This window comes from Orrella dioscoreae (assembly GCF_900089455.2).
GTDB classification, from domain to species: domain Bacteria; phylum Pseudomonadota; class Gammaproteobacteria; order Burkholderiales; family Burkholderiaceae_B; genus Orrella; species Orrella dioscoreae.
The window spans coordinates 57,476-81,334 of record NZ_LT907988.1 but is presented as its reverse complement, the minus strand read 5'-3'; the positions used below and the strand labels follow the sequence as shown (position 1 = coordinate 81,334).

General features: G+C 64.9%; 35 protein-coding genes. All 35 read left to right on the top strand.

Translation table 11 applies throughout. The features are described 5' to 3' along the window. The first annotated feature begins 3 nt into the window (after positions 1-3). The 35 genes from rplD to ODI_RS00280 all read left to right on the top strand — a co-directional run bounded on the left by rplD (position 4) and on the right by ODI_RS00280 (position 23,829). Positions 4-624, top strand: a complete 621-nt coding sequence (rplD, locus tag ODI_RS00450) for a 50S ribosomal protein L4 (protein WP_067758246.1) — start codon at positions 4-6, stop codon at positions 622-624. Next, entirely contained in the window at positions 621-917 is a 297-nt protein-coding gene (gene rplW / locus ODI_RS00445) for a 50S ribosomal protein L23 (protein WP_067758243.1), read from the top strand. The genes rplD and rplW overlap by 4 nt, the downstream gene beginning before the upstream one ends. After that, positions 918-1,745: a 50S ribosomal protein L2 gene (rplB, locus tag ODI_RS00440; protein WP_067758240.1), complete on the top strand. Its 828-nt coding sequence runs from the start codon at positions 918-920 to the stop codon at positions 1,743-1,745. A 12-nt stretch (positions 1,746-1,757) separates the two neighbouring features. Beyond that, the gene (gene rpsS, locus ODI_RS00435) at positions 1,758-2,033 is read left to right on the top strand and encodes a 30S ribosomal protein S19 (RefSeq protein ID WP_067758237.1); all 276 of its coding nucleotides are present in this window, start codon (positions 1,758-1,760) and stop codon (positions 2,031-2,033) included. Positions 2,034-2,036: 3 nt separating this feature from the next. Continuing rightward, positions 2,037-2,366 carry a 50S ribosomal protein L22 gene (rplV, locus tag ODI_RS00430; protein WP_067758234.1) on the top strand — a complete coding sequence of 110 codons (330 nt, stop codon included), beginning with the start codon at positions 2,037-2,039 and terminating at the stop codon, positions 2,364-2,366. Between the two features lie 9 nt (positions 2,367-2,375). After that, positions 2,376-3,176 carry a 30S ribosomal protein S3 gene (rpsC, locus tag ODI_RS00425; RefSeq protein ID WP_067758231.1) on the top strand — a complete coding sequence of 267 codons (801 nt, stop codon included), beginning with the start codon at positions 2,376-2,378 and terminating at the stop codon, positions 3,174-3,176. Between the two features lie 2 nt (positions 3,177-3,178). After that, positions 3,179-3,595 carry a 50S ribosomal protein L16 gene (rplP, locus tag ODI_RS00420; protein WP_067758228.1) on the top strand — a complete coding sequence of 139 codons (417 nt, stop codon included), beginning with the start codon at positions 3,179-3,181 and terminating at the stop codon, positions 3,593-3,595. Between the two features lie 11 nt (positions 3,596-3,606). After that, complete coding sequence (gene rpmC / locus ODI_RS00415; protein WP_067758225.1) at positions 3,607-3,798, top strand: 50S ribosomal protein L29; 192 nt, start codon at positions 3,607-3,609, stop codon at positions 3,796-3,798. Position 3,799: 1 nt separating this feature from the next. Next, positions 3,800-4,081 carry a 30S ribosomal protein S17 gene (gene rpsQ, locus ODI_RS00410; RefSeq protein ID WP_067758221.1) on the top strand — a complete coding sequence of 94 codons (282 nt, stop codon included), beginning with the start codon at positions 3,800-3,802 and terminating at the stop codon, positions 4,079-4,081. A gap of 278 nt (positions 4,082-4,359) precedes the next feature. Beyond that, positions 4,360-5,382, top strand: a complete 1,023-nt coding sequence (locus ODI_RS00405; protein WP_082985466.1) for a 2-keto-3-deoxygluconate permease — start codon at positions 4,360-4,362, stop codon at positions 5,380-5,382. Further along, complete coding sequence (locus ODI_RS00400) at positions 5,379-6,593, top strand: four-carbon acid sugar kinase family protein (protein ID WP_067758218.1); 1,215 nt, start codon at positions 5,379-5,381, stop codon at positions 6,591-6,593. Before ODI_RS00405 ends, ODI_RS00400 begins: the two co-directional genes overlap by 4 nt. Beyond that, positions 6,590-7,639, top strand: coding sequence for a 4-hydroxythreonine-4-phosphate dehydrogenase PdxA (gene pdxA, locus ODI_RS00395; protein ID WP_067758215.1), 1,050 nt, complete (start codon positions 6,590-6,592; stop codon positions 7,637-7,639). The genes ODI_RS00400 and pdxA overlap by 4 nt, the downstream gene beginning before the upstream one ends. A 7-nt stretch (positions 7,640-7,646) precedes the next feature. Continuing rightward, entirely contained in the window at positions 7,647-8,555 is a 909-nt protein-coding gene (locus ODI_RS00390; RefSeq protein ID WP_067758212.1) for a GntR family transcriptional regulator, read from the top strand. Positions 8,556-8,845: 290 nt separating this feature from the next. After that, positions 8,846-10,486, top strand: coding sequence for a methyl-accepting chemotaxis protein (locus ODI_RS00385; protein ID WP_067758208.1), 1,641 nt, complete (start codon positions 8,846-8,848; stop codon positions 10,484-10,486). A 386-nt stretch (positions 10,487-10,872) separates the two neighbouring features. Continuing rightward, positions 10,873-11,241 (top strand): 50S ribosomal protein L14, encoded by a 369-nt coding sequence (gene rplN, locus ODI_RS00380; protein WP_067758205.1) that lies wholly within the window; start codon positions 10,873-10,875, stop codon positions 11,239-11,241. A gap of 10 nt (positions 11,242-11,251) precedes the next feature. Next, positions 11,252-11,572: a 50S ribosomal protein L24 gene (rplX, locus tag ODI_RS00375; protein ID WP_067758202.1), complete on the top strand. Its 321-nt coding sequence runs from the start codon at positions 11,252-11,254 to the stop codon at positions 11,570-11,572. A 12-nt stretch (positions 11,573-11,584) separates the two neighbouring features. Then, entirely contained in the window at positions 11,585-12,124 is a 540-nt protein-coding gene (gene rplE / locus ODI_RS00370) for a 50S ribosomal protein L5 (protein ID WP_067758199.1), read from the top strand. Between the two features lie 11 nt (positions 12,125-12,135). Further along, positions 12,136-12,441: a 30S ribosomal protein S14 gene (rpsN, locus tag ODI_RS00365; protein ID WP_067758196.1), complete on the top strand. Its 306-nt coding sequence runs from the start codon at positions 12,136-12,138 to the stop codon at positions 12,439-12,441. Between the two features lie 11 nt (positions 12,442-12,452). Next, the gene (gene rpsH, locus ODI_RS00360) at positions 12,453-12,848 is read left to right on the top strand and encodes a 30S ribosomal protein S8 (protein ID WP_067758193.1); all 396 of its coding nucleotides are present in this window, start codon (positions 12,453-12,455) and stop codon (positions 12,846-12,848) included. A gap of 12 nt (positions 12,849-12,860) precedes the next feature. Further along, positions 12,861-13,394, top strand: a complete 534-nt coding sequence (gene rplF / locus ODI_RS00355) for a 50S ribosomal protein L6 (protein ID WP_067758190.1) — start codon at positions 12,861-12,863, stop codon at positions 13,392-13,394. A gap of 21 nt (positions 13,395-13,415) precedes the next feature. Then, a complete protein-coding gene (rplR, locus tag ODI_RS00350) occupies positions 13,416-13,781 on the top strand; it encodes a 50S ribosomal protein L18 (RefSeq protein WP_067758187.1) in 366 nt (121 codons plus the stop codon). A 15-nt stretch (positions 13,782-13,796) separates the two neighbouring features. Continuing rightward, positions 13,797-14,315 (top strand): 30S ribosomal protein S5, encoded by a 519-nt coding sequence (gene rpsE, locus ODI_RS00345; protein ID WP_067758184.1) that lies wholly within the window; start codon positions 13,797-13,799, stop codon positions 14,313-14,315. A 3-nt stretch (positions 14,316-14,318) separates the two neighbouring features. After that, entirely contained in the window at positions 14,319-14,504 is a 186-nt protein-coding gene (gene rpmD / locus ODI_RS00340; RefSeq protein ID WP_067758181.1) for a 50S ribosomal protein L30, read from the top strand. Between the two features lie 9 nt (positions 14,505-14,513). Next, a complete protein-coding gene (rplO, locus tag ODI_RS00335; RefSeq protein WP_067758178.1) occupies positions 14,514-14,954 on the top strand; it encodes a 50S ribosomal protein L15 in 441 nt (146 codons plus the stop codon). 15 nt (positions 14,955-14,969) lie between these two features. Continuing rightward, on the top strand, positions 14,970-16,295 hold the full coding sequence (secY, locus tag ODI_RS00330; RefSeq protein WP_067758175.1) for a preprotein translocase subunit SecY: 1,326 nt from the start codon (positions 14,970-14,972) through the stop codon (positions 16,293-16,295). A 9-nt stretch (positions 16,296-16,304) separates the two neighbouring features. After that, positions 16,305-16,523 carry a translation initiation factor IF-1 gene (gene infA / locus ODI_RS00325; protein WP_009523889.1) on the top strand — a complete coding sequence of 73 codons (219 nt, stop codon included), beginning with the start codon at positions 16,305-16,307 and terminating at the stop codon, positions 16,521-16,523. Positions 16,524-16,556: 33 nt separating this feature from the next. Then, positions 16,557-16,670 (top strand): 50S ribosomal protein L36, encoded by a 114-nt coding sequence (gene rpmJ / locus ODI_RS00320; protein ID WP_067758172.1) that lies wholly within the window; start codon positions 16,557-16,559, stop codon positions 16,668-16,670. A gap of 47 nt (positions 16,671-16,717) precedes the next feature. Beyond that, the gene (rpsM, locus tag ODI_RS00315; protein ID WP_067758169.1) at positions 16,718-17,083 is read left to right on the top strand and encodes a 30S ribosomal protein S13; all 366 of its coding nucleotides are present in this window, start codon (positions 16,718-16,720) and stop codon (positions 17,081-17,083) included. Between the two features lie 15 nt (positions 17,084-17,098). Further along, positions 17,099-17,500: a 30S ribosomal protein S11 gene (gene rpsK / locus ODI_RS00310; protein WP_067758165.1), complete on the top strand. Its 402-nt coding sequence runs from the start codon at positions 17,099-17,101 to the stop codon at positions 17,498-17,500. Between the two features lie 11 nt (positions 17,501-17,511). Continuing rightward, positions 17,512-18,135 (top strand): 30S ribosomal protein S4, encoded by a 624-nt coding sequence (gene rpsD / locus ODI_RS00305; protein WP_067758162.1) that lies wholly within the window; start codon positions 17,512-17,514, stop codon positions 18,133-18,135. A gap of 148 nt (positions 18,136-18,283) precedes the next feature. Next, the gene (locus ODI_RS00300) at positions 18,284-19,270 is read left to right on the top strand and encodes a DNA-directed RNA polymerase subunit alpha (RefSeq protein WP_067758159.1); all 987 of its coding nucleotides are present in this window, start codon (positions 18,284-18,286) and stop codon (positions 19,268-19,270) included. A gap of 346 nt (positions 19,271-19,616) precedes the next feature. After that, entirely contained in the window at positions 19,617-20,009 is a 393-nt protein-coding gene (rplQ, locus tag ODI_RS00295) for a 50S ribosomal protein L17 (RefSeq protein ID WP_067758156.1), read from the top strand. A 242-nt stretch (positions 20,010-20,251) separates the two neighbouring features. Continuing rightward, on the top strand, positions 20,252-20,590 hold the full coding sequence (gene cutA / locus ODI_RS00290; protein WP_067758153.1) for a divalent-cation tolerance protein CutA: 339 nt from the start codon (positions 20,252-20,254) through the stop codon (positions 20,588-20,590). 47 nt (positions 20,591-20,637) lie between these two features. Continuing rightward, positions 20,638-22,572: a protein-disulfide reductase DsbD gene (dsbD, locus tag ODI_RS00285; protein ID WP_408635929.1), complete on the top strand. Its 1,935-nt coding sequence runs from the start codon at positions 20,638-20,640 to the stop codon at positions 22,570-22,572. A 39-nt stretch (positions 22,573-22,611) separates the two neighbouring features. Continuing rightward, positions 22,612-23,829, top strand: a complete 1,218-nt coding sequence (locus ODI_RS00280; protein WP_067758147.1) for an MFS transporter — start codon at positions 22,612-22,614, stop codon at positions 23,827-23,829. Positions 23,830-23,859 lie beyond the last annotated feature (30 nt).

Here is a 23,859-nt window from a genome sequence, read left to right as displayed (position 1 = left end):
CACATGGATCTCAAGCTCCTGAACGACCAAGGTCAGTCCGACGCGACTTTCAGCGCGCCCGACACCGTGTTCGGCCGTGACTTCAACGAAGCCCTGGTTCACCAGATCGTGGTGGCTTATCAAGCCAACGCCCGCAGCGGCAACCGCGCTCAGAAGGACCGTGCCGAAGTCAAGCACTCCACCAAGAAGCCCTGGCGCCAGAAGGGTACCGGCCGCGCTCGCGCCGGTATGACCTCGTCGCCGCTGTGGCGTGGGGGTGGTCGCACGTTCCCGAACTCGCCTGAAGAGAACTTCAGCCAGAAGGTCAACAAGAAGATGTACCGCGCAGGCCTGCGTTCGATCCTGTCGCAGCTGGCCCGCGAAGGCCGCATCTCGGTCGTTGATTCGTTCTCGCTGGAATCGCCCAAGACCAAGGTTGCCGCTGAAAAGCTGAAGACGCTGGGTCTGGATTCGGTGCTGATCATTACCGATGCCGTGGACGAAAACGTCTACCTGGCCACCCGCAACCTGGCGCACGTCGCCGTGGTTGAACCGCGTTACGCCGATCCGCTGTCGCTGATCCACTACAAGAAGGTGCTGATCACCAAGCCGGCTATCGCCCAATTCGAGGAGATGCTGGGATGAGCGCTGATCGTCTGCTCCAAGTCATTCTGGCTCCGATCGTGACCGAAAAGGCCACCTTCGTCGCCGACAAGCACCAGCAGATTGCCTTCCGTGTCGTGGCCGATGCCACCAAGCCGGAAATCAAGGCTGCTGTCGAATTGCTCTTCAAGGTGCAAGTCGAGTCCGTCCAGGTCCTGAACCGCAAGGGCAAGGCCAAGCGCTTCGGCCGTTTCACCGGTCGTCGCCGCAACGAGCGCAAGGCATACGTCTCGCTCGTCGAAGGCCAGGAAATCGACTTCGCGGAGGTGAAGTAAATGGCACTGGTCAAAGTCAAGCCCACCTCGGCCGGCCGTCGTGGCATGGTCAAGGTCGTTGCGCCCAATCTGCACAAGGGTGCACCTCACGCCGCGCTGCTCGAAAAGAAGACGCGTGGTTCGGGCCGTAACAACAACGGTCACATCACTGTTCGCCATCGTGGCGGCGGTCACAAGCAGCACTACCGTGTCGTCGACTTCCGTCGCGACAAGGACGGCATCCCGGCCAAGGTCGAACGTCTGGAATACGACCCCAACCGCACCGCCCACATCGCGCTGCTGTGCTACGCCGACGGCGAGCGCCGCTACATCATCGCTCCCCGTGGCCTCGAAGTCGGCGCCACGCTGATGTCGGGTATCGAAGCGCCGATCCGCTCGGGTAACACCCTGCCGATCCGCAACATCCCGGTCGGTAGCACCATCCACTGCATCGAGATGATCCCCGGCAAGGGTGCTCAGATGGCCCGTTCGGCCGGCGCTTCCGCCGTCCTGCTGGCTCGCGAAGGCATCTACGCTCAGGTCCGTCTGCGCTCGGGTGAAGTGCGCCGCGTGCACATCGAGTGCCGCGCCACCATCGGTGAAGTCGGCAATGAAGAACACAGCCTGCGCCAGATCGGCAAGGCCGGTGCAATGCGTTGGCGCGGTGTGCGTCCGACGGTTCGTGGCGTGGCCATGAACCCGGTGGATCACCCGCACGGTGGTGGTGAAGGCCGCACCGGTGAAGCTCGCGAGCCGGTCAGCCCGTGGGGTACTCCGTCGAAGGGTTACAAGACCCGTCGCAACAAGCGGACGAACAATATGATCGTCCAACGGCGCAAGCGCAAGTAAGGGGCGAACATCATGTCACGTTCGATCAAGAAGGGACCCTTCGTCGACGCTCACCTGATCAACAAGGTGGACAAGGCGGTAGCGGTCAAAGACAAGAAGCCGATCAAGACCTGGTCGCGTCGTTCCACGATCCTGCCGGAATTCATCGGCCTGACGATCGCGGTTCACAACGGCCGTCAACACGTTCCCGTTTACATCAACGAGAACATGGTCGGTCACAAGCTCGGCGAGTTCGCGCTGACCCGTACGTTCAAGGGTCACGCCGCGGACAAAAAGGCGAAGAGGTAAGCGATGGAAACCACTGCCAAGATCCGTGGAGTGCACATCTCCGCGCAGAAGACCCGTCTGGTCGCGGACCTGATCCGCGGCAAGTCGGTCGCGCAGGCGCTGAACATCCTTACGTTCTCGCCCAAGAAGGCTGCCGTCATCCTGAAGAAGGCTGTCGAGTCCGCCATCGCCAACGCAGAGCACAACGACGGCGCCGATATCGACGAGCTGAAGGTCACGACCATCTACGTGGACAAGGCCGAGTCGCTCAAGCGTTTTTCCGCGCGCGCCAAGGGCCGCGGCAACCGTATCGAGAAGCAGACTTGCCACATCGTGGTCAAAGTCGGCGTCTAAGGAGTCACGATGGGTCAGAAAATTCACCCGATTGGGTTCCGTCTCGCGGTTTCCCGTAACTGGGGTTCGCGCTGGTACGCCGACGACAAGGCCTTCGGCGGCATGCTCGCCCAGGACATCCGCGTCCGCGAATACCTGAAGAAGAAGCTGAAGAGCGCTTCGGTTGGTCGCGTCATCATCGAGCGTCCCGCCAAGAACGCCCGCATCACCATTTACTCGGCACGTCCGGGCGTGGTGATCGGCAAGCGCGGCGAGGACATCGAAAGCCTCAAGAGCGACCTGCAGCGTCTGATGGGCGTGCCCGTGCACGTCAACATCGAGGAAGTCCGCAAGCCGGAAACCGACGCTCAGCTGATCGCCGATTCGATTTCGCAGCAGCTCGAAAAGCGCATCATGTTCCGCCGCGCCATGAAGCGCGCCATGCAGAACGCGATGCGTCTGGGTGCCCAAGGCATCAAGATCATGAGCTCGGGCCGTCTGAACGGCATCGAAATCGCCCGTACCGAGTGGTATCGCGAAGGTCGTGTGCCGCTGCACACCCTGCGCGCCAACATCGATTACGGCACGTCGGAAGCGCACACCACCTACGGCGTGATCGGTATCAAGGTCTGGGTTTACAAGGGCGACATGCTGGCCAATGGCGAGCTGCCCCCGGAAACCGCTGCTCCCCGCGAAGAAGAGCGTCGTCCGCGTCGCGCGCCTCGCGGTGACCGCCCGGATGGCGCCCGTCGCGGCCCCGGTGGTCCCGGTGCAGGTCGCGGCCGTGGTCCGCGCAAGGCTGACGCCGCCCCGGCGGCCGAAGGAGAATAAGCATGCTGCAACCAGCACGCAGGAAATATCGTAAAGAGCAGAAAGGCCGCAACACCGGCCTGGCCACGCGCGGTACCAACGTGTCGTTCGGTGAGTTCGGTCTGAAGGCCACCGGCCGTGGCCGCCTGACCGCTCGCCAGATCGAGTCGGCGCGTCGTGCCATCAACCGTCACATCAAGCGTGGCGGCCGCATCTGGATCCGCATCTTCCCGGACAAGCCCATTTCGCAGAAGCCTGCTGAAGTGCGGATGGGTAACGGTAAGGGCAATCCGGAGTACTGGGTCGCTGAAATCCAGCCCGGCAAGGTGCTGTACGAAATGGAAGGCGTCAGTGAAGAGCTGGCACGCGAGGCGTTCCGCCTGGCTGCCGCCAAGCTGCCGATCTCGACCACGTTCGTGTCGCGTCATATCGGTGCTTGAGGAGAAACGATATGAAAGCTAGCGAACTGCGCACCAAGAGTGCCGAAGAGCTCGGTAAAGAACTGGAAAGCCTGCTGCGGGCCCAATTCGGTCTGCGCATGCAGAAAGCCACCCAGCAGCTTGCCAACAACAGCCAGCTCGGCAAGGTCCGCCGCGACATCGCGCGCGTCCGCACCCTGCTGACTGAAAAGTCGGGAAACTGATATGAGCGAAACCCAAACCACCCCCGTCGCCAAGCGTCAACGTACGCTGGTCGGCAAGGTCGTCAGCAACAAGATGGACAAGACCGTCGTCGTTCTCGTCGAACGCCGCACGAAGCACCCCATCTACGGCAAGATCATCATGCGCTCGAGCAAGTACAAGGCGCACGACGAATCGAACCAGTACAACGAAGGCGACACCGTCGAAATCGCTGAAGGCCGTCCCATCTCCCGCTCGAAGGCGTGGAGCGTGGTGCGTCTGCTGGAAGCCGCTCGCATCATCTAAGACGCGAGACGACAGGCAGTAAAAAGAACGGCAGGGGAAACCCTGCCGTTTTTTTTCGTCCGGACACCCGGAGGGCGCGCGTACCGGTTCCTCCTGGCGGAACGGGCCGAGAAGGGGCCTAGGGGAAAACCCGGGATCTTGTCGTAAATCTGCAAGATTTGCTTGTCCTGTACGTACAGGCCGTACGTACAGCGGTACACTATGCCGCGCCGAATCTTGAACACAGAACCCTGCGGCCCTACCGCACACGTCAAAAAACCGTCCTGGAGACTCCGATCGTGACGACCGAAACCACCCGCTCGCCATTCTTTGGCACCATGCAGAAAATTCCCGGCGGCCTGATGCTCGTGCCCCTGATCCTGGGCTCGCTGCTGGGCACGTTCGCGCCTGACGCGCTGGCGATTGGCGGCTTCACCACTGCGCTGTTCAAGAACAGCGCCTTGCCGCTGATCGCGCTGCTGATCTTCGCGACGGGCACGCATGTCAACGCGCGTACCGGTGGTCCGATCCTGGCGACGGCTGGAACGATCCTGTTGATGAAGACCCTCGTGCCTGCGACGCTGATCATCATCCTCGGCGCCTATGTCGGCCTGGACGGCGTGATGGGCGTATCGATCCTGGCCATGCTTGCGGCTTTTGACAACAGCAATGGCGGTCTGTGGCTGGCCTACACCGGACAGTATGGCGATGCGCGAGACCGCGGCGCGTATGTCGCGAGCGCGGTGAACGACGGTCCCTTCTTCAGCCTGCTGTTCCTGGGCGCCTCGGGCCTGGCCGACATTCCGCTGATCGCGCTGGTGGCCGCGCTTGTGCCTTTCCTGCTCGGCGTGCTGGTGGGCAACCTGGATCCCAAGTGGCGCGACGTGCTCAAGCCCGTGCCGAACATCGTCATTCCCTTCTTCGCCTTTGCGCTGGGCACCGGCATCAACCTGACCGCCGTGGTGGGCGGTGGCGTGACCGGCCTGATCCTGGGCCTGATCATCAGCCCGATCACGGGCGGCCTGGTCTACCTGGGCTATCGCGTCATCCTGCGCCGTGGCGGCAAGAGCGGTCTGGGTTTTGCCGCAGGCACGACCGCGGGCAACGCCATCGCCACGCCTGCCGTGGTGGCGGCCGCGGATCCCAACTTCCAGCAATACGTGGGTACCGCGACTGCCCAGGTGGCGGCTTGCGTGCTGATCAGTTCCATTCTGGCACCCATGTTGGCGTCGTACTTCCTGAAGCGTGCCGGAGAGTTGAAGCCCGTGGATGACACGGCTGCCGCGGAGGTGGGCGTTGCGGTGCCGGAGCCCAAGCTTTGAGCACCGTTATTGCCATCGTCGCCGATGACCTGACCGGCGCCGGCGATACCGCCGTGCAATTCGTGCGCGCAGGCTGGTCGACCCGCCTGTCGGTGGAAGGCGCGGAAGAGGCGCTGGCCGCCGGCGCGCCGGACGCCGAAGTGCTGGCCGTTACCACGCAAAGCCGCGCCATGTCCGATGCGCAAGCGGCGCGCGTGGTGCAGGACAACGTCGCGCGCTTGCGCGCGGCCGGCGCCCAGCGCCTGTACAAGAAGGTCGACTCCACCCTGCGCGGCGCCTTCAGGGCGGAAATCGAGGCCGCGCGCGTGGCCTGGCGCGAAGACGCCATCGCGGTGATCTGCCCGGCCTTCCCGGCCACGGGCCGCACCGTCGAGGCCGGCGTGCTGACCGTCAACGGCAAGCCCGTGACGGAAACCTCGGCGGCCACCGATCCCGTGACGCCCGTCACCGAAAGCCATATCCCGACCCTGCTGGGCTGCGGACACGTGGCCGCCGAGCCGGGCGAGTCCGCCCAGTCGCTGGCCGCGCGCATTGCGAAGGCCGGCGACGTGGTGGTGGTGGATGCCCGCAACGACGAGGACCTGGAATTGCTGGCCCGTGCGATTGCCGAGCTTGGCGAGCGCGTGATGCCCGTGGGCGCCGGCGGCCTGGCCGTGCCGCTGGCCCGCGTCTGGGCAGGCGCCGACCAGCGTTCGCCCGTGATCGTGGTCGTCACCTCGCAGCACAGCGCCGCCCGCGCGCAGGCCGAGGCGCTGCGCGCCGACGGCGCCACGGTGTGGCTGCCGACGCTGGCGCAACTGGCTGACGCCGCGCAATGGGAAGCCTGGGCTGCGCCCCTGGTCGAAGGGCTGGCCAAGTCGGACAGCGATGCACAGACCCTGTTGCTGCTGGCGCCGGAAGGCCGCCGCGACGACCTGGATTCGGACACCGTGGCGGAACGCCTGGGCGCCCTGGCTGCCCGCCTCGTGACCGAGACTGGCGCCGCGGGCGTGGTGGCCACTGGGGGCGACGGTGCACGCCAGACACTGATGGCGCTGGCGGCCAACGGTATTGCACTGGTTGATGAAGTGATGGGTGGCGTGCCCCTCGGCACGATGACCGGCGGCCCGGCCGCCGGCCTGCCCGTGGTGACCAAGGCCGGTGGCTTTGGCACCGAAGATGTACTGGTGCGCGCGGTGCGCGCCATCCGCGACAGGAGATTCAAACGATGACGCAAGCTTCCGCCAACCTTCCGCTGCTCGCCGTCACCCTCGGCGACGTGGCGGGCATCGGCCCGGAGATCACGGCAAAGATGCTGATGGGCCACGACGCGCTGCGCCAGAAGGCGCGCCTGGTCGTGATCGGCGACGTGGACGTGATGAAGGCCGCCGTGTCGGGCCTGGGCGGCGACCCCGCCATCGTGCGCCGTGTCGACAAGCCGGCTGACGCCACCAACACGCCCGGCACCATCGAGGTGTTGCAGGCCGGTCCTTCGCTGGCCCACGTGAAGCTTGGCGAGATCAACGCCGACGCCGGCGACGGCTCGGTGCGTTTCGTGACGACGGCCTGCGCCCTGGCGCGCGCGGGCGAGGTCGACGGCATCGTCACCGCGCCGCTGAACAAGGCCGCCATGCATGCCGCCGGCCACAAGTGGCCCGGCCACACCGAACTGCTGGCGCACGAGTTCGACGTGAAGACCTTCTCGCTGGTGCTGTCGGCCGGTGATCTGTACATCTTCCACGCGACGACCCACGTGTCGCTGCGCCAGGCCATCGAGGACGTGAACCCGGCCCGCATGCGCGCCGTGCTGCGCCTGGCCGGTTCGTTCGCCAAGGCCCTGGGCCGCGCCGACGAGCCCGTGGCCGTGGCAGGCCTGAACCCGCACGCGGGCGAGAATGGCATCTTCGGTTCCGAAGACGCCGACATCCTGACGCCCGCCGTGGCCGAAGCCAATGCCGAAGGCATCCTGGCCGCCGGTCCCATCCCCGCCGACGCGCTCTTCCCGCAAGCCGTGCGCGGCAAGTGGAAGTTCGTCATCGCCTGTTATCACGACCAGGGCCACGCGCCTTTCAAGTCGGTGTATGGCGACGACGGCGTGAACATCACCGTCGGCCTGCCGGTCGTGCGCGTGTCGGTGGACCACGGCACCGCCTTCGATATCGCCGGCAAGGGCATCGCCCGTGAAGACAGCCTGATCCTGGCCGCCGAGCGCGCCGCGCATCTGGCCCCGGGTTGGACGCATGTATGGGAAACTGCGCGGGCACAAACTGGAGGTTGATTCCCACATGGCGCCCGCCGACGCAGCACCCGGTCCAGAACACGAACTCGACCGCCAGGGCGGCGCGCCCCTGCATGCCCAGGTCGCGCAGCGGCTGCGCGAAGACATACGCGCGCGCCGCTCGCCGGCAGGCGCCGCGCTGCCCAGCGAGGCAGCCTTGTGTGAACGTTTCGGCGTGGCGCGCAGCGTCGTGCGCCAGGCCTTGTCGGCGTTGGTGGCCGAAGGCCTGATCCAGCGCGAGCCCGGGCGGGCCGCCACCGTGGCGCCCGTGCGTGAGCACCATCGCCTGGTGCAGCGCTCCACCGGCCTCTATGAGCAGTTCGCCCAGTCGGGCGTCACGCTGCAAACCCGCATCCTTTCGCTGGAACAGGCCGAGCCGCCTGCCGCGGTGGCCGAGTTCTTCGGCGCGCAGCCGCTGCTGGCGCTGGCGCGCCTGCGCCACGTGGGCGGCTCGCCGCTGGCTTACGTGCGCACCTGGCTGCCTGCGCGGGCCCTGCCAGGCCTGGCCGCGGAACACCTGGAAGACGCCTCCTTGCACCGGGTGCTGACCCAGCGCTATGACCTGCGCCCGGGAGCCGGCCGCAACCAGATCCGTGCCGTGGGGGCGGATGCCATCCGGGCCGAATTGCTCGATACGCCGCCCGGCAGTCCCCTGCTGATGCTGGAGGGGCAGGGCATGGACCAGTACGGTCGTCCGCTGGAGTGGTTCACCACCTGGCATCGCGCCGAATGCCTGGTCTTCGACGTCGATGTGAGCGAAGGCCGCGAAAGCGTCCAGCCGCGCCTGCAGGACACCCTGCCTTTGCCTGGCGTGCTGGATAAGCCTGCGGGAGAGAGCGAGGACGCCCTCGCGCGCGCGCAGGCGCTGGTCGCCGAATTGAGCAGTGAACTGGCCCGTTTGAGAGGGCGCCGCTGACGCCAGGATGGGGAGGCGGCTCATCCGTCCCCAATGAGGATGCAGCCTGTGCGCAACGTTTTGCCGTCATTGCTTGCGCCGGATCAAACCGCTGAACGAGGCGCGTGTAAGCGCTTGCTTACGGCAATCTGAAGACGTTTTCATAGGGTAATCCCTCGAGCCTGTTCGAAGCGCCGAACAGGCTGGCTTTCCCCTGGGTTATTGCCTGACTCGCCAATCTGGGCGTGGGTAGATTGGCGTCCCATCCCCCACCGCGCGCATGCGCCGCGGGCAACACTTCGCGAGTCCAAATGAACCTGAACCAATACAAGATCGGTGTGCGCCTGGCGGCGGGCTTCGGCCTGCTGATTCTGTTCTCCCTGGTGATGCTGGCCAGCAGTCTTCTCCAGCTGCAGCACGTGGCGGAGGAAACCCGCAACATGATGGCCAGCCCGCTGCACAAGGAGCGCCTGATCTCCGACTGGTATCGCACCGTCCACACGGGCGTACGCCGCGCAACCGCCATTGCACACAGCACCGACACGTCGCTGGCGGCGCTGTTCGCCGAAGACAATGCCGAAGGCACCCGCCAGTCGACCGCCCAGCAGAAGGAACTGGAAACGCTGCTGGCCACGCCCGAGGAAAAGACGCTCTTCGACCAGCTGGGCCGCAACCGGATCGCCTACGTAAAGGCGCGCGATGCGATTTCGGCCGAGAAGTCGGCGGGCCGGGTCGAAGAGGCTAACCGTATTTTCCAGAACGATTACCTGCCTGCCTCGAAGCTGTACCTGGGCAGCCTGCAGTCCCTGCTGGATGAGCAGCGCGCCACGATCGACCGCAGCGCCGCCGAGATCGATGCGTCCGCCACGCGTGGCTATGTCGTGCTGTCCGGCATCGGCATCGCCATCGTGTTCATCGGCGTCCTGCTGGGCTGGCGCTTCACGCGCAGCATCGTGCACCCCATCGGCCACTCGGTCCTGGCCGCGCAGCGTGTCGCCGCTGGCGACCTGACGCACGACGTGCGCGTCACCGGCCGCGACGAGGCCGCCCAATTGCTGCAGGCCCTGTCCGACATGACCGCCCGCCTGCGCAGCATCGTGGGCGAACTGCGCTCGGGTTCCGAAACCATTGCCGGCGCCTCGTCGCAGATCGCCGCGGGCAACGCCGACCTCTCCTCGCGCACCGAAGAGCAGGCCAGCGCCCTGCAGCAGACCGCCGCGTCCATCGAGGAACTGACCTCGACCGTGCGCCAGAACGCCGACAACGCGCGCCAGGCGAACCAGCTGGCCCGCGCCACCGCCAGCCAGGCCCAGGAAGGCGGCCAGCTGGTGTCCGAGGTGGTCCAGACCATGGGCGCCATCGATGCCTCGTCCAAGAAGATCGTCGACATCATCGGCGTGATCGACAGCATCGCCTTCCAGACCAACATCCTGGCCCTGAATGCCGCGGTGGAAGCCGCCAGGGCCGGCGAGCAGGGCCGTGGCTTCGCGGTCGTGGCCAGCGAAGTGCGCAACCTGGCGCAGCGCAGCGCCGCGGCGGCCAAGGAAATCAAGGCGCTGATCGATAACTCGGTGGGCACGGTGGAAGAAGGCAACCGCCTGGTCGAGCGCACCGGCGGCGCCATCAAGGACATCGTCCAGGGCGTGCGCCAGGTCAGCGACCTGGTGGGCGAGATCAGCGCGGCCAGCGAAGAGCAGACCCATGGCATCGAGCAGGTGAATGCCGCCGTGGCGCAAATGGAACAGACCACCCAGCAGAACGCGGCGCTGGTCGAGGAGGCCTCGGCCGCCACCATGGCGCTGCAGGACCAGGCAGGCCAGTTGGCCGGCGTGGCGGGCGTCTTCCGCGTGACGCGCGGCGCCGTGCCGGTTGCGCTGCCGGGCGCCCAGGCGCGCCGCCACGAGGACGAAGACTTCCAGGACCCCCGTGGCCCGCGCTTGTTGCCTGCCTGATGGCCCCAAGTGTGGCCTTCCTGCACTTTTCGGCGGCCACCGCTTGCGTGGCTTGCCGAACAGGGATAGAATGGTCGACTTTCCCATCGAGTCCATGCGGGCATCCCGGCTGGTGCGATAGCAAGCAATAAGCAACGCAGAAGCAAAGCAGGGTGTGCAGCGCGGCAAGGCAGGGGTCGCAGTGGCGTGCAAGGCGTCGCGGTGATTCGGCCAGGCTGTAGCGGTTAAGTGGGAAAGAACGTAGGCAAGCAGGAATTCAGCCCAGGGCGCATGGCGCGCCTGACGGGACCAAAACTGATTAGAAAGACTGGAAGCCCGCGATGGCAACCCAAGGTTGCGGTCTCGGGCACGACAGAATCTCTGATTAAGTTGGCACAGGAAAAAACATGATCCAAATGCAGACCACGCTGGACGTGGCCGATAACACTGGTGCGCGCTCTGTCATGTGCATCAAGGTGCTCGGCGGCTCCAAGCGCCGTTATGCCGCTATCGGTGACGTCATCAAGGTGAGCGTCAAGGATGCGGCGCCTCGCGGCCGTGTCAAGAAAGGCGAAATCTACAACGCCGTGGTGGTTCGCACCGCCAAGGGCGTGCGCCGCAAGGACGGCTCGCTGATTCGTTTCGGTGGCAATGCCGCCGTGCTGCTCAATGCAAAGCTGGAGCCCATCGGCACCCGCATCTTCGGCCCGGTCACGCGTGAACTGCGTACCGAGCGCTTCATGAAGATCGTGTCGCTGGCCCCGGAAGTGCTGTAAGGAACCCGCGATGAACAAGATTCGCAAAGGCGACGAAGTCGTCGTTCTGACCGGTCGCGACAAGAAGCGTCGCGGCACGGTGCTGGCCCGCATTGATGCCGACCATGTCCTGGTCGAAGGCATCAACGTCGTGAAGAAGCACGTGCGCCCGAACCCGATGCAGAACAACCCCGGTGGCATCGTCGAAAAGACCCTGCCGATCCACATTTCGAACGTGGCAATCTTCAATCCCGCCAGCGGCAAGGCCGATCGCGTGGGTATCAAAGAAGTCGACGGTCGCAAGGTCCGCGTCTATCGCTCCAGCGGCGATGTCGTTGGCGCCAAGGCTTAAGGAGCGATCGACATGTCTCGTTTGCAAGATTTGTACCGTGAAAAGATCGTCGCCGATCTGACCGAGAAGTTCGGTTACAAGAGCGCGATGCAAGTGCCGCGTATCACGAAGATCACCCTGAACATGGGTGTCTCGGAAGCCGTCGCCGACAAGAAGGTCATCGAGCACGCCTCGTCCGACCTGACCAAGATCGCCGGCCAGAAGGTCGTGATCACGAAGACGCGCAAGGCAATCGCCGGCTTCAAGATCCGTGAAGATTATCCGATCGGTTGCATGGTTACCCTGCGTGGTCAACGCATGTACGAATTCCTGGACCGCCTGGTCAACATCGCGCTGCCGCGCGTGCGTGACTTCCGTGGTATCTCGGGTCGTGCGTTCGACGGCCGTGGTAACTACAACATCGGGGTGAAAGAGCAGATCATTTTCCCCGAAATCGAATACGACAAGATCGACGCGCTGCGTGGGCTGAACATCAGCGTTACCACCTCCGCCAAGACCGACGAAGAAGCCAAGGCGCTCCTGACCGCCTTCAGCTTCCCGTTTCGTAACTAAGGGGCGATGACGTGGCCAAACTCTCACTGATCAATCGCAACAACAAGCGTATCAAGCTGGCGGAAAAGTTCGCTGCCAAGCGCGCGGCTCTGAAGGCGATCATCGACGACCAATCCAAGTCGGACGAAGAGCGCTATGAAGCTCGCCTGAAGCTGCAGCAGCTTCCCCGTAACTCGAACCCGACCCGTCAAGAAACCCGTTGCGCCATCACCGGCCGTCAACGCGGTGTCTTCCGCAAGTTCGGTCTGGGCCGCAACAAACTGCGTGAAATGGCCATGAAGGGTGAAATCCCCGGCATGACCAAGGCCAGCTGGTAGGAGAATAGAACATGAGCATGAGCGATCCCATCGCCGATATGCTGACCCGCATTCGCAATGCGCAGCAAGTGGACAAGCCCACGGTGACCATGCCCTCCTCGAAGCTGAAGGCTGCTATTGCCGCCGTGCTGAAGGACGAGGGCTACATCGAGAGCTTCGACGTCAAGGGCACTTCCGCCAAGCCTGAGCTGGAACTCACCCTGAAGTATTACGCTGGCCGTCCGGTCATCGAGCGCATCGAGCGCGTTTCGCGCCCCGGTCTGCGCATTTACAAGGGCCGCACCAGCATCCCTCAGGTCATGAACGGCCTGGGCGTTGCCATCGTGTCGACCTCGCGCGGCGTGATGACCGATCGCAAGGCTCGCGCCAATGGCGTGGGCGGCGAAGTGCTGTGCTACGTGGCCTAAGGAGAAATTCATATGTCACGCATAGCCAAGTACCCGGTCGAACTGCCGAAGGGCGTTGAAGCCAAGATCGAGCAGGACCAAATCGTCGTCAAGGGCCCCCTGGGCTCGCTGACCCAAGCGCTGACCGGTGATGTCGTCATCACCGAAGACAGCGGCAAGCTGACGTTCGTCGTCGCCAACGATTCCCGCCAGGCCAAGGCCATGTCGGGCACGCTGCGCGCCCTGGTGGCCAACATGGTCACCGGTGTGAGCAAGGGCTTCGAGCGCAAGCTGACCCTGGTGGGCGTGGGTTACCGCGCTCAAGTCCAAGGCGATGCCATCAAGCTGCAGCTGGGTTACTCGCACGACATCCTGCACAAGATGCCTGCCGGTATCAAAATCGAATGCCCCACCCAGACCGAAATCCTGGTGAAGGGCTCCGACAAACAAATCGTGGGCCAGGTGGCCGCCGAGATTCGCGCGTACCGCGAACCCGAACCCTACAAGGGCAAGGGTGTTCGCTACGCCGACGAGCGCGTGGTCATCAAGGAAACCAAGAAGAAGTAACCGCGCAGGCAAGGACGAATCATGGACAAGAAAATTTCCCGTTTGCGGCGTGCGATTCCGACCCGCCGGAAAATCACCGAGCTGCGCGTGCATCGCCTCACGGTTTTCCGCACGAATCAGCACATCTACGCGAACATCATCTCGCCGGAAGGCGACCGCGTGCTGGTCAGCGCTTCCACGGTGGAAACCGAAGTGCGTCAGCAACTGGCAGGCGAAACCGGCAAGGGCGGCAACGTCGCTGCCGCAACGCTGGTGGGCAAGCGCGTGGCCGAAAAGGCCAAGGCTGCTGGCATCGAGCTGGTTGCCTTCGACCGCTCCGGCTTTCGTTACCATGGCCGCGTCAAGGCGCTGGCCGATGCCGCGCGTGAAGCCGGCCTGAAGTTCTAAGCGAGGAGTTGTCAAATGGCTAAGATGCAAGGCAGGAATGCCCCGGAACAACCCGATGACGGCCTTCGCGAAAAAATGATCGCGGTCAACCGCGTGAGCAAAGTCGTCAAGGGTGGTCGCACCATGAGCTTTGCCGCGCTGACCGTGGTGGGCGATGGCGATGGCCGTATCGGCATGGGCAAGGGCAAGGCGCGTGAAGTGCCGGTCGCTGTCCAGAAGGCAATGGAACAGGCCCGCCGCGGCCAGTTCAAGGTTGCCCTGAAGAACGGCACGCTGCACCACACCGTCGTCGGCAAGCACGGCGCCTCGACCGTCCTGATTTCGCCTGCTGCGGAAGGTACCGGCATCATCGCCGGCGGCCCGATGCGCGCGATTTTCGACGTGATGGGCGTCCGTAACGTGGTTGCCAAGAGCCTGGGCTCGAGCAATCCCTACAACCTGGTCCGCGCCACGCTCAACGGCCTGCGCGCTTCGCTGACGCCGGCTGAAGTTGCCGCCAAGCGTGGCAAGACCGTCGAAGAGATCCTGGGGTAAGCCATGGCTCAGAAACAGATCAAAGTCACGCTGGTGCGCTCGGTCATCGGCACCAAGCAAGACCACCGCGATACGGTTCGCGGCCTGGGCCTGCGTCGCGTCAACAGCACCAAGGTGCTGGTCGACTCGCCGGAAGTGCGCGGGATGATCCGCAAGGTGGATTATCTCGTCACGGTTTCGGACGTCTAAGGAATCAAGATGTCGGATATTCAACTCAACAACATCAAGCCCGCCGAAGGCGCGAAGCACGCCAAGCGTCGCGTCGGCCGCGGCATCGGCTCCGGCCTGGGCAAGACTGCCGGTCGTGGCCACAAGGGCCAGAAGTCGCGTTCGGGCGGCTTCCACAAGGTCGGTTTCGAAGGCGGTCAAATGCCGCTGCAGCGTCGCCTGCCCAAGCGTGGCTTCAAGCCGCTGGGTCAGCACCTGTACGCGGAAGTCCGTCTGTCCGATCTGGAAGCCCTGCCCGTCGACGACATCGACGTGCAAGTGCTGAAGCAGGCAGGCGTGGTCGGCCAGGCCGTTCGCTATGCCAAGGTCATCAAGTCTGGTGAGCTGTCGCGCAAGGTTGCCCTCAAGGGTCTGACCGCGACGGCAGGTGCCCGCGCCGCGATCGAAGCGGCCGGCGGTTCGCTGGCTTGATTGGCGGGGTGACGAGTGGCTAACGCGCAGGCACTGGGCAAGACTGGCGCACGTTACGGCGATCTGAAGCGCCGTCTCGTGTTCCTGTTGCTCGCGCTGGTTGTCTACCGGCTGGGTACGCACATACCTGTTCCGGGCATCAACCCCGACGCGCTGGCGGACCTGTTCCGCCAGAACGAAGGCGGCATCCTGGGCTTGTTCAACATGTTCTCGGGCGGCGCCCTGTCGCGCTTCTCCATCTTCGCACTGGGGATCATGCCGTACATCTCGGCATCGATCATCATGCAGCTGGCGTCGGTCATCGTGCCCTCGCTGGAAGCGCTGAAGAAGGAAGGCGAGGCTGGCCGCCGCAAGATCACCCAGTACACGCGCTATGGCACGGTTGCCCTGGCGCTGGTGCAGGCAGTGGGTATCTCGGTGGCGCTCGAGTCGCAGCCGGGCCTGGTGATTGATCCTGGCATGCTGTTTCGCGTGACCACCATCGTGACGCTGGTGACCGGCACGATGTTCGTGATGTGGCTCGGTGAGCAGATCACGGAACGCGGCCTGGGCAATGGCATCTCGATCCTGATCTTCGCCGGTATCGTCGCGGGCTTGCCCACGGCGTTGGCGGGTCTGCTGGAACTGGTCAGTACTGATTCGATGTCCGTCGTGTCGGCACTGTTCATCGTGGCGCTGGTGGCGCTGGTGACGGCCTTCGTCGTGTTCGTCGAGCGCGGTCAGCGCAAGATCACGGTGAACTACGCCAAGCGCCAGGTGGGCAACAAGGTCTATGGCGGCCAAAGCTCGCACCTGCCGCTCAAGCTGAACATGGCCGGGGTGATTCCGCCGATCTTCGCATCGTCGATCATTCTGTTCCCTGCCACGATCACGAGCTGGTTCTCGAACAACGAGAGCATGCGTTGGCTGGGTGATCTGGCCGCCGCACTGGCACCGCGTCAGCCGCTGTACATCACGCTGTATTCCGCCGCGATCATCTTCTTCTGCTTCTTCTATACGGCCCTGGTGTTCAACAGCCGCGAAACCGCAGATAACCTGAAGAAGAGTGGTGCGTTCGTCCCTGGGATCCGTCCTGGCGACCAGACCGCGCGCTTCATCGACAAGATCCTGATGCGCCTGACCCTGGCTGGTGCGCTGTACATCACGCTGGTGTGCCTGCTGCCGGAATTCCTGGTGATGCGCTGGAATGTGCCGTTCTACTTCGGTGGTACGTCGCTGCTGATTATTGTGGTGGTCACCATGGATTTCATGGCGCAGGTTCAGGCCTACATGATGTCCCACCAATACGATTCCCTGCTCAAGAAGGCAAACTTCAAGGGCGGAAATCTGCCGATGCGGTAAGCGAAGAGAATGGCAAAGGACGACGTCATACAAATGCAGGGCGAGGTTCTCGAGAACCTTCCCAACGCGACTTTCCGCGTCAAGCTTGAGAATGGCCACGTAGTGCTGGGCCACATCTCCGGCAAGATGCGTATGCATTACATCCGGATCCTGCCGGGTGACAAGGTCACAGTGGAGCTCACGCCCTATGACCTGTCGCGAGCCAGGATCGTCTTCCGCTCCAAGTAATCGAGCGGTTTGCGGAAATAACAGGAGTCAACCATGAAAGTAATGGCATCGGTGAAGCGGATTTGCCGTAATTGCAAAGTCATCAAACGTCACGGCGTCGTGCGCATCATCTGCACCGACCCGCGTCACAAGCAGCGCCAGGGCTAACCCCGAGGGTTAGCGACTAGCGCAACGGATTTATTCAAGGAACAGTCATGGCCCGTATTGCTGGCATCAACATTCCGCCGCAACAGCACGCCGAGATCGGCTTGACCGCCATTTTCGGTATCGGTCGCACGCGCGCTCGCAAAATCTGCGAATCCGCTGGTGTGCCGCTGAACAAGAAAGTGAAGGATCTGACCGACGCAGAGCTCGAGCGCATTCGCGAACACGTCGGTGTGTTCACCGTCGAGGGCGATCTGCGCCGCGAAGTCCAGCTGTCGATCAAGCGCCTGATCGACCTGGGCAGCTACCGCGGAATGCGCCACAAGCGTGGCCTGCCGGTGCGCGGCCAGCGTACCCGCACGAACGCTCGTACCCGCAAGGGCCCGCGTCGCGCCGCTGCGTCTCTGAAGAAATAATCGAGGAACTAGAACATGGCGAAAGCTTCCAACAGCGGCGCCTCCCGCGTGCGCAAAAAGGTCAAGAAGAATGTGTCGGACGGCATCGCGCACGTTCACGCTTCCTTCAACAACACCATCATCACCATCACCGACCGCCAGGGCAACGCTCTGTCGTGGGCAACGTCGGGTGGCGCAGGCTTCAAGGGCTCGCGCAAATCCACCCCGTTCGCCGCGCAGGTTGCCGCGGAAACCGCTGGCCGCGTCGCGCTGGAATACGGCATCAAGACGCTGGAAGTGCGCATCAAGGGACCCGGCCCCGGCCGTGAGTCGTCCGTGCGCGCGCTGAATGCGCTGGGCATCAAGATCTCGAGCATCGCCGACATCACGCCCGTGCCGCATAACGGCTGCCGTCCGCCGAAGCGTCGTCGTATCTAAAGGGAACCGCAATGGCTCGTTATACTGGACCCAAATGCAAGCTCTCGCGCCGCGAGGGTACCGATCTGTTCCTGAAGAGCGCCCGCCGCTCGCTGGACTCCAAGTGCAAGCTGGATTCCAAGCCCGGCCAACACGGCCGCACTTCGGGTGCCCGCACTTCCGACTACGGCCTGCAGCTGCGCGAAAAGCAAAAGCTCAAGCGCATGTACGGCGTGCTGGAAAAGCAATTCCGCAAGTACTTCGCTGAAGCCGACCGTCGCCGTGGCAACACCGGCGAAACGCTGATCCAGCTGCTTGAATCGCGCCTGGACAACGTCGTCTACCGCATGGGCTTCGGCTCGACCCGCGCTGAAGCGCGCCAACTGGTGTCGCACCGCGCCATCGAAGTGAACGGCCGCTCGGCCAACATCGCTTCGCTGATCGTGAAGGCTGGCGACGTCGTGTCCATCCGTGAAAAGTCGAAGAGCCAGGCTCGCATCCGCGAATCGCTGGATCTGGCTTCCGGCCTGGGCATCCCTCAGTGGGTCGATGTCGACACCAGCAAGATGACCGGCACCTTCAAGCAGGCGCCCGATCGCGCTGACGTCGCTCGCGACATCAACGAATCGATGGTCGTCGAACTGTATTCGCGTTAATTCCGACGCGAGTTCGGCGCGAGTCGCAAGCCCGCTGCATGGTTTCATGCAGCGGGCTTTGCAGTCCCAGGGTGGTGCGTGTCGCGCCCCTTGTCTTCCATCAGCCTTATCGGTGTAACGAGCCGAGGGTATTGATAAAGGAATCACCATGTCCGTCCAAGGTTTTCTGAAGCCGCGTTCCATCGAAGTCGAACCGATGGGCACCCACCATGCCAAGATCGTCATGGAGCCCTTCGAGCGCGGCTACGGCCACACGCTGGGCAACGCCCTGCGCCGCATCCTGCTGTCGTCGATGACCGGCTATGCCCCCACCGAAGTGCAGATCACCGGTGTCGTGCATGAGTACTCGACCGTCCCGGGTGTCCGCGAAGACGTGGTCGACATCCTGCTGAACCTGAAGGGCGTGGTGTTCAAGCTCCACAACCGTGACGACGTGACCCTGGTCCTGCGCAAGACCGGCTCGGGCGCCGTGCTGGCCAGCGACATCGAACTGCCCCACGACGTCGAGATCATCAACCCGAACCACCCGATCGCCACGCTGACCGAATCCGGCAAGCTGGAAATGCAGATCAAGGTGGAGAAGGGCCGCGGCTACGTGCCCGGCAACGTGCGCGCGCTGACCGAAGACCGCAGCCACACCATCGGCCGCATCGTCCTGGACGCCTCGTTCAGCCCGATCCGCCGCGTGAGCTACGCCGTTGAAAGCGCCCGCGTGGAACAGCGTACCGACCTGGACAAGCTGGTGCTGGACATCGAAACCAACGGCGTGATCTCGCCCGAGGAAGCGGTTCGCCAGTCGGCCCGCATCCTGATGGACCAGATCTCGGTGTTCGCCGCCCTGGAAGGCGCTGGCGATTCGTACGAAGCGCCGGTCCGCGGTACGCCGCAGATCGACCCGGTTCTGCTGCGCCCGGTCGACGACCTGGAGCTGACGGTGCGTTCGGCCAACTGCCTGAAGGCCGAAAACATCTACTACATCGGCGACCTGATCCAGCGTACCGAAAACGAGCTGCTGAAGACCCCGAACCTGGGTCGCAAGTCGCTCAACGAAATCAAGGAAGTGCTGGCCGCACGCGGCCTGACCCTGGGCATGAAGCTGGAAAACTGGCCGCCTCTGGGTCTTGAGCGCCCCTAAGTCCCAAGGGGGGCAGTTTCGGTGCAGGCTAACTTCGCGCAAGCGAAGTTAAGGGGCGGAGCCCCGGCCGTAGCCAAAACTGGCCGCCTCTGGGTCTTGAGCGCCCCTAAGCTGTCTTGTTGGCTTGTCGTTCGTGGCGCAAGCGCCACGGATGACAGGCTCCCAAGGGGGAGACAAAGCAGGTAAGGCGCAGCGCCTCCGGGCCGGCACCGAAACCTTGCTACACTACCGGGCCGCAAAAACGCGGTCTGAACGACCCACCGGACCGCCGGCCTCCTGGCCGGATAGAAGAGCCGATAACCCGGCGACATCGTCGCCATATAGATTCGACTGAAAGGAAAACATCATGCGTCATCGCAATGGTTTGCGTAAGCTGAACCGCACCAGCAGCCACCGTCTCGCCATGTTCCGCAACATGGCCGTCGCCCTGCTGACCCACGAAGCCATCAAGACCACGCTGCCCAAGGCCAAGGAACTGCGCCGCATCGTCGAGCCGCTGATCACCCTGGGCAAGGAACCCACCCTGGCCAACAAGCGCCTGGCGTTCGCCCGCCTGCGTGACCGCGACGTGGTCGTGAAGCTGTTCGCCGAAATCGGCCCGCGCTACGCTGCCCGCAACGGCGGCTACACCCGTGTGCTGAAGATGGGCTTCCGCCAGGGCGACAACGCCCCCATGGCCTTCATGGAACTGGTTGACCGTCCGGAAGTCGACGCGGCCGAAGGCGAACAAGCCGAGTAAGCCTGACGCCAGCCCCGCGCAGCGCGCGTCGGCAGGCCGAGAAGAACCGGGACCCCAGGGTCCCGGTTTTTTTTCGTCCAGGCACAACGCCGGGGCAAGCCCGCGCATTCACCCAGGGATGGGGTGGCGCAAACCGGATGACCGGGCTGGGAAGGTTGCCGTCCGCCCTGCCGATACAATGCCCCTGGAAAGCCCCGCGCCTGCCGCGGCATCCTCTCCCGCCCACTCATTCCGGAGCCCCCATGTCGCGCGATGACGACGTCGTGCTGGTCATCAGCAATGCCCCCGATCTTTTGCTCGCCAAGCGCATCGCGCACGTGCTGGTCGAAGAGGGACTGGCGGCCTGCGTGAACCTTGGCGCGCCGGTGTTGTCCATCTACGGCTGGCAGGGAGAGGTCCAGGGCGACGCAGAGATCCCGATGTGGATCAAGACCACGGCAGGCCGGCGCGGCGCGCTGATGGAGGCGCTGGCGCGCCTGCACCCCTACGAGGTCCCCGAGATCCTGGTGCTGCCCGTCCTCGACGGCGCGGCGCCCTACCTGGATTGGGTGCGTGCGCAGACGCGCGGAAACGAGCCGTGAGAACAGCAAGCATGATGTGGATGATGCCCGGACGCGCGACGCGCGCCATGACCGACAGCTTCGCGCGGACCGCGCTGCTGCTGGCCTGCCTGGCGCTGGGCCTGGCCGCCCTGTTCGCCGCCCCGCGCGCGTCGGCCCAGGGGGCCATGAGCAATTTCACCGAGGCCGATTTCCTGCCGCCCGAGCAGGCATTCGGCTTCTCGGCCAGCATGGCCGATGCCGGCACGCTGCTGCTGCAATATCGCATCGCGCCGGGCTATTACATGTACCGCGAACGCTTCGGCTTCGAGTGGTCGCCGGCGCAGGCCGCCGCCGGCGATCCGGTGCTGCCCGCGGGGGAAGTGAAGTACGACCCGACCTTTGAGAAGGACATGGAGGTCTATCACGTGCCTGTGCTCGAGATCCGCGTGCCGGTGGCGCGGGCGGGCGATGCGCTGGCGCTGACGATCACCAGCCAGGGCTGTGCCGACGCGGGGCTGTGCTATCCGCCCGAACAGCACCTGGTGCGCCTGGCGGCCGATGGCGCGGGCGGCTATGCCGTGGCCCAGACCGGCCTGGCGCGCGACATGATGGCGGCGGAGGGTGCCGCCGCCACGACGCCCGCCAACGTCCCTGGCAGCGGCTGGAACGGCCTGCTGCAGGCCGGCGACGTGAGCCTGGCCGATGCGCTGGGCAGTTCGGGCTGGCTGGCCACGATGGGCGTCTTCTTCCTGCTGGGCATCCTGCTGGCCTTCACGCCTTGCGTGCTGCCCATGGTGCCCATCGTCTCGACGCTGGTGCTGGGCGGCCGGCAGGCGGCCGGCGCGGCGCCCTCGCGGTGGCGAGGACTGGGCCTGGCAGCGCTCTATGTGCTGGGCATGTCGGTGGTGTACACGCTGATGGGCGTGGCCGCGGGACTGTCCGGCGTCGGCCTGGCGGCCTGGCTGCAGACGCCCTGGGTGCTGGGCGTGTTCGCCACGTTGCTGGCCGTGCTGGCGCTGGCCATGTTCGACGTCTTCACCTTCCAGCTGCCGTCCGACCTGCAGACGCGCCTGTCGGCGCGCTTGGCGCGTATCCCGGGCGGCCGCGCCACCGGCGCCCTGCTGATGGGCGCGATCTCGGCGCTCATCGTGGGGCCCTGCGTGGCGGCGCCGCTGGCGGGCGCGCTGTTGTACCTCTCGCAGACCGGCGACGTGCTGACCGCCGCACTGGCGCTGTTCGCGCTGGCCTGGGGCATGGGGGTGCCGCTGCTGGCCGTGGGTGCGTCGGCGGGCACGCTGTTGCCGCGCACGGGGCCGTGGATGGAGAGCGTCAAGCGCCTGTTCGGCATGCTGCTGCTGGGCACCGCCTGGTGGATGCTGGCGCCGGTGCTGTCGGCCTGGGTGCAGATGCTGGGCTGGATGGGCCTGGCCGCCGCCGCGGCCGTGATGCTGGGCGCATTCGAGCCCTTGCCGCGCCCTTCGGGCGTGGGCAAGGTGTTCGCCAAGGCTCTGGGCCTGCTGCTGGCGCTGGCGGCCATCCTGCTGGGCGTGGGCCTGGCCAGTGGCGGGCGTGACCTGCTGCAGCCGCTGTCGCATTGGGAGAACCGTGGCGCCGCCGGCGTGGCGGCCGCAGGCGGCGCGCCCAACGTGAAGGAAGCCTTCGTGAAGGTGCGCTCCACCGCCGAACTGGATGCCGTGCTGGCGCGCAGCGACCGGCCCGTGATGCTCGATTTCTATGCCGACTGGTGCGTGTCCTGCAAGGAAATGGAGGCGTTCACGTTCACCGATCCCGAGGTTGCCGAGCGCATGTCGCGCATGATCCTGGTGCAGGCGGACGTGACGGCCAACAATGCCGATGACCGCGCGCTGCTCAAGCGCTTCCGGCTGTTCGGCCCGCCCGGGATCGTGTTCTTCGCGCCTGGCGGCAAACTGATCGACGATGCCCGCGTGGTGGGCTTCCAGAATGCGACGCGCTTTGCCGCGGTGCTGGAGCGGGTGGAAACCGGTAACTTGGTACAGTAAGGGGTCCCCGGGAAAAGGGGCCACGACAAGAAAGAGACCATGTCCGCCACCCCCGCAGCGCAGCCCGCAGTCCTTGCCGTCCCGGATCGCAATCGCATCATCCTGCTTCTCGCCCTGGCCGGCTTTGCCAGCGCCTGTGCCGCACGTGTCAGCGACCCGCTGCTGCCGCAACTGGCGCGAGACTTCTCCACCACCACGGGCCAGGCCGCGCAGGCCGTCACGCTGTTCGCGGTGGCCTACGGCATCTTCCAGTTCTTCTTCGGTCCGATGGGCGACCGCTATGGCAAGTACCGCACCATCACGGTCGCCACCTTGCTGTGCGCCATCGGCAACATCGCGGTACTGCTCTCGCCCACGCTCAACATGATGCTGGGTGCGCGCCTGATCACGGGCGCGGCGGCGGCGGGCATCATTCCGCTGTCGATGGCCTGGATCGGCGACAACGTGGAGTACGAAGCCCGGCAGGCCACGCTGGCGCGATTCATCACGGGCAACATCATCGGCATGGCGGGCGGCCAGTTCATCGGCGGGCTCTTTGCGGACACCCTGGGCTGGCGCTGGGCGTTCGGCTTCCTGGCCGTCTTGAACCTGGTGGTGGGCGCGCTGATGTGGACGCGCAAGGTGCCGGCGCCCGCGGCCACCAGCGGCCGCACCGAATTCCTGCGTCCCATGCGCGACGTGTTCTCGCAGGGCTGGGCGCGCGTGGTGCTGCTGACGGTGTTCCTGGAGGGCGCGCTGGTGTTCGGCGTGCTGGCCATGGTGCCTGCCTATGTGCAGACGCGCTTTGCACTGACGCCGACGGCAGCGGGCGCCATCGGCGGCATCTTCGCCCTGGGCGGCCTGGCCTATGTGGCCGTGGCGCGCCGCCTGGTGCAATCCTTGGGCGAGGCTGGCCTGGTCAGCGCCGGCGGCCTGGTGCTGGCGCTGGCGTGCGTGACCTATGCGGTGGGGCCGGTGTGGGCGTGGTCGCTGTTGGCAGGCGTGCTGTGCGGCTTCGGCTATTACCTGCTGCATGCCACGCTGCAGACCCAGGCGACGCAGATGGTGCCTGCGCGCCGCGGCACGGCCGTATCGCTGTTCGCGTGCTGCCTGTTCCTGGGACAGTCGGCGGGTGTGTCCGCCGCGGCGACCGTGGTGGATCGCATCGGCCCGGCCTGGCTCTTCTGGCCGGTGGCCGTGGCGGTGCCCCTGCTGGGCCTGGGGTTTGCGTGGGCCTTGCGGCGGCGCAAGCAGGCGTCAGGGACGGCGCAGGCCTGAAAAAGGCCTCGCGCGGCCAGGCCAGCGTCC

What these genes read in the sequence shown, in the direction of transcription:
- rpsM (WP_067758169.1), top strand. Translation starts at nt 16,718, where the DNA reads ATGGCCCGTATTGCTGGCATCAACATTCCGCCGCAACAGCACGCCGAG.
- rplB (WP_067758240.1), top strand. Translation starts at nt 918, where the DNA reads ATGGCACTGGTCAAAGTCAAGCCCACCTCGGCCGGCCGTCGTGGCATG.
- infA (WP_009523889.1), top strand. Translation starts at nt 16,305, where the DNA reads ATGGCAAAGGACGACGTCATACAAATGCAGGGCGAGGTTCTCGAGAAC.
- rplN (WP_067758205.1), top strand. Translation starts at nt 10,873, where the DNA reads ATGATCCAAATGCAGACCACGCTGGACGTGGCCGATAACACTGGTGCG.
- rplV (WP_067758234.1), top strand. Translation starts at nt 2,037, where the DNA reads ATGGAAACCACTGCCAAGATCCGTGGAGTGCACATCTCCGCGCAGAAG.
- cutA (WP_067758153.1), top strand. Translation starts at nt 20,252, where the DNA reads ATGTCGCGCGATGACGACGTCGTGCTGGTCATCAGCAATGCCCCCGAT.
- rplE (WP_067758199.1), top strand. Translation starts at nt 11,585, where the DNA reads ATGTCTCGTTTGCAAGATTTGTACCGTGAAAAGATCGTCGCCGATCTG.
- ODI_RS00280 (WP_067758147.1), top strand. Translation starts at nt 22,612, where the DNA reads ATGTCCGCCACCCCCGCAGCGCAGCCCGCAGTCCTTGCCGTCCCGGAT.
- dsbD (WP_408635929.1), top strand. Translation starts at nt 20,638, where the DNA reads ATGACCGACAGCTTCGCGCGGACCGCGCTGCTGCTGGCCTGCCTGGCG.
- rplP (WP_067758228.1), top strand. Translation starts at nt 3,179, where the DNA reads ATGCTGCAACCAGCACGCAGGAAATATCGTAAAGAGCAGAAAGGCCGC.
- rpsS (WP_067758237.1), top strand. Translation starts at nt 1,758, where the DNA reads ATGTCACGTTCGATCAAGAAGGGACCCTTCGTCGACGCTCACCTGATC.
- rplW (WP_067758243.1), top strand. Translation starts at nt 621, where the DNA reads ATGAGCGCTGATCGTCTGCTCCAAGTCATTCTGGCTCCGATCGTGACC.
- rplF (WP_067758190.1), top strand. Translation starts at nt 12,861, where the DNA reads ATGTCACGCATAGCCAAGTACCCGGTCGAACTGCCGAAGGGCGTTGAA.
- ODI_RS00390 (WP_067758212.1), top strand. Translation starts at nt 7,647, where the DNA reads ATGGCGCCCGCCGACGCAGCACCCGGTCCAGAACACGAACTCGACCGC.
- rpsQ (WP_067758221.1), top strand. Translation starts at nt 3,800, where the DNA reads ATGAGCGAAACCCAAACCACCCCCGTCGCCAAGCGTCAACGTACGCTG.
- rplQ (WP_067758156.1), top strand. Translation starts at nt 19,617, where the DNA reads ATGCGTCATCGCAATGGTTTGCGTAAGCTGAACCGCACCAGCAGCCAC.
- rplO (WP_067758178.1), top strand. Translation starts at nt 14,514, where the DNA reads ATGTCGGATATTCAACTCAACAACATCAAGCCCGCCGAAGGCGCGAAG.
- rplX (WP_067758202.1), top strand. Translation starts at nt 11,252, where the DNA reads ATGAACAAGATTCGCAAAGGCGACGAAGTCGTCGTTCTGACCGGTCGC.
- pdxA (WP_067758215.1), top strand. Translation starts at nt 6,590, where the DNA reads ATGACGCAAGCTTCCGCCAACCTTCCGCTGCTCGCCGTCACCCTCGGC.
- rpsC (WP_067758231.1), top strand. Translation starts at nt 2,376, where the DNA reads ATGGGTCAGAAAATTCACCCGATTGGGTTCCGTCTCGCGGTTTCCCGT.
- rpsE (WP_067758184.1), top strand. Translation starts at nt 13,797, where the DNA reads ATGGCTAAGATGCAAGGCAGGAATGCCCCGGAACAACCCGATGACGGC.
- rplR (WP_067758187.1), top strand. Translation starts at nt 13,416, where the DNA reads ATGGACAAGAAAATTTCCCGTTTGCGGCGTGCGATTCCGACCCGCCGG.
- ODI_RS00300 (WP_067758159.1), top strand. Translation starts at nt 18,284, where the DNA reads ATGTCCGTCCAAGGTTTTCTGAAGCCGCGTTCCATCGAAGTCGAACCG.
- rpsH (WP_067758193.1), top strand. Translation starts at nt 12,453, where the DNA reads ATGAGCATGAGCGATCCCATCGCCGATATGCTGACCCGCATTCGCAAT.
- rplD (WP_067758246.1), top strand. Translation starts at nt 4, where the DNA reads ATGGATCTCAAGCTCCTGAACGACCAAGGTCAGTCCGACGCGACTTTC.
- rpsK (WP_067758165.1), top strand. Translation starts at nt 17,099, where the DNA reads ATGGCGAAAGCTTCCAACAGCGGCGCCTCCCGCGTGCGCAAAAAGGTC.
- rpsD (WP_067758162.1), top strand. Translation starts at nt 17,512, where the DNA reads ATGGCTCGTTATACTGGACCCAAATGCAAGCTCTCGCGCCGCGAGGGT.
- rpmD (WP_067758181.1), top strand. Translation starts at nt 14,319, where the DNA reads ATGGCTCAGAAACAGATCAAAGTCACGCTGGTGCGCTCGGTCATCGGC.
- rpmC (WP_067758225.1), top strand. Translation starts at nt 3,607, where the DNA reads ATGAAAGCTAGCGAACTGCGCACCAAGAGTGCCGAAGAGCTCGGTAAA.
- ODI_RS00385 (WP_067758208.1), top strand. Translation starts at nt 8,846, where the DNA reads ATGAACCTGAACCAATACAAGATCGGTGTGCGCCTGGCGGCGGGCTTC.
- rpmJ (WP_067758172.1), top strand. Translation starts at nt 16,557, where the DNA reads ATGAAAGTAATGGCATCGGTGAAGCGGATTTGCCGTAATTGCAAAGTC.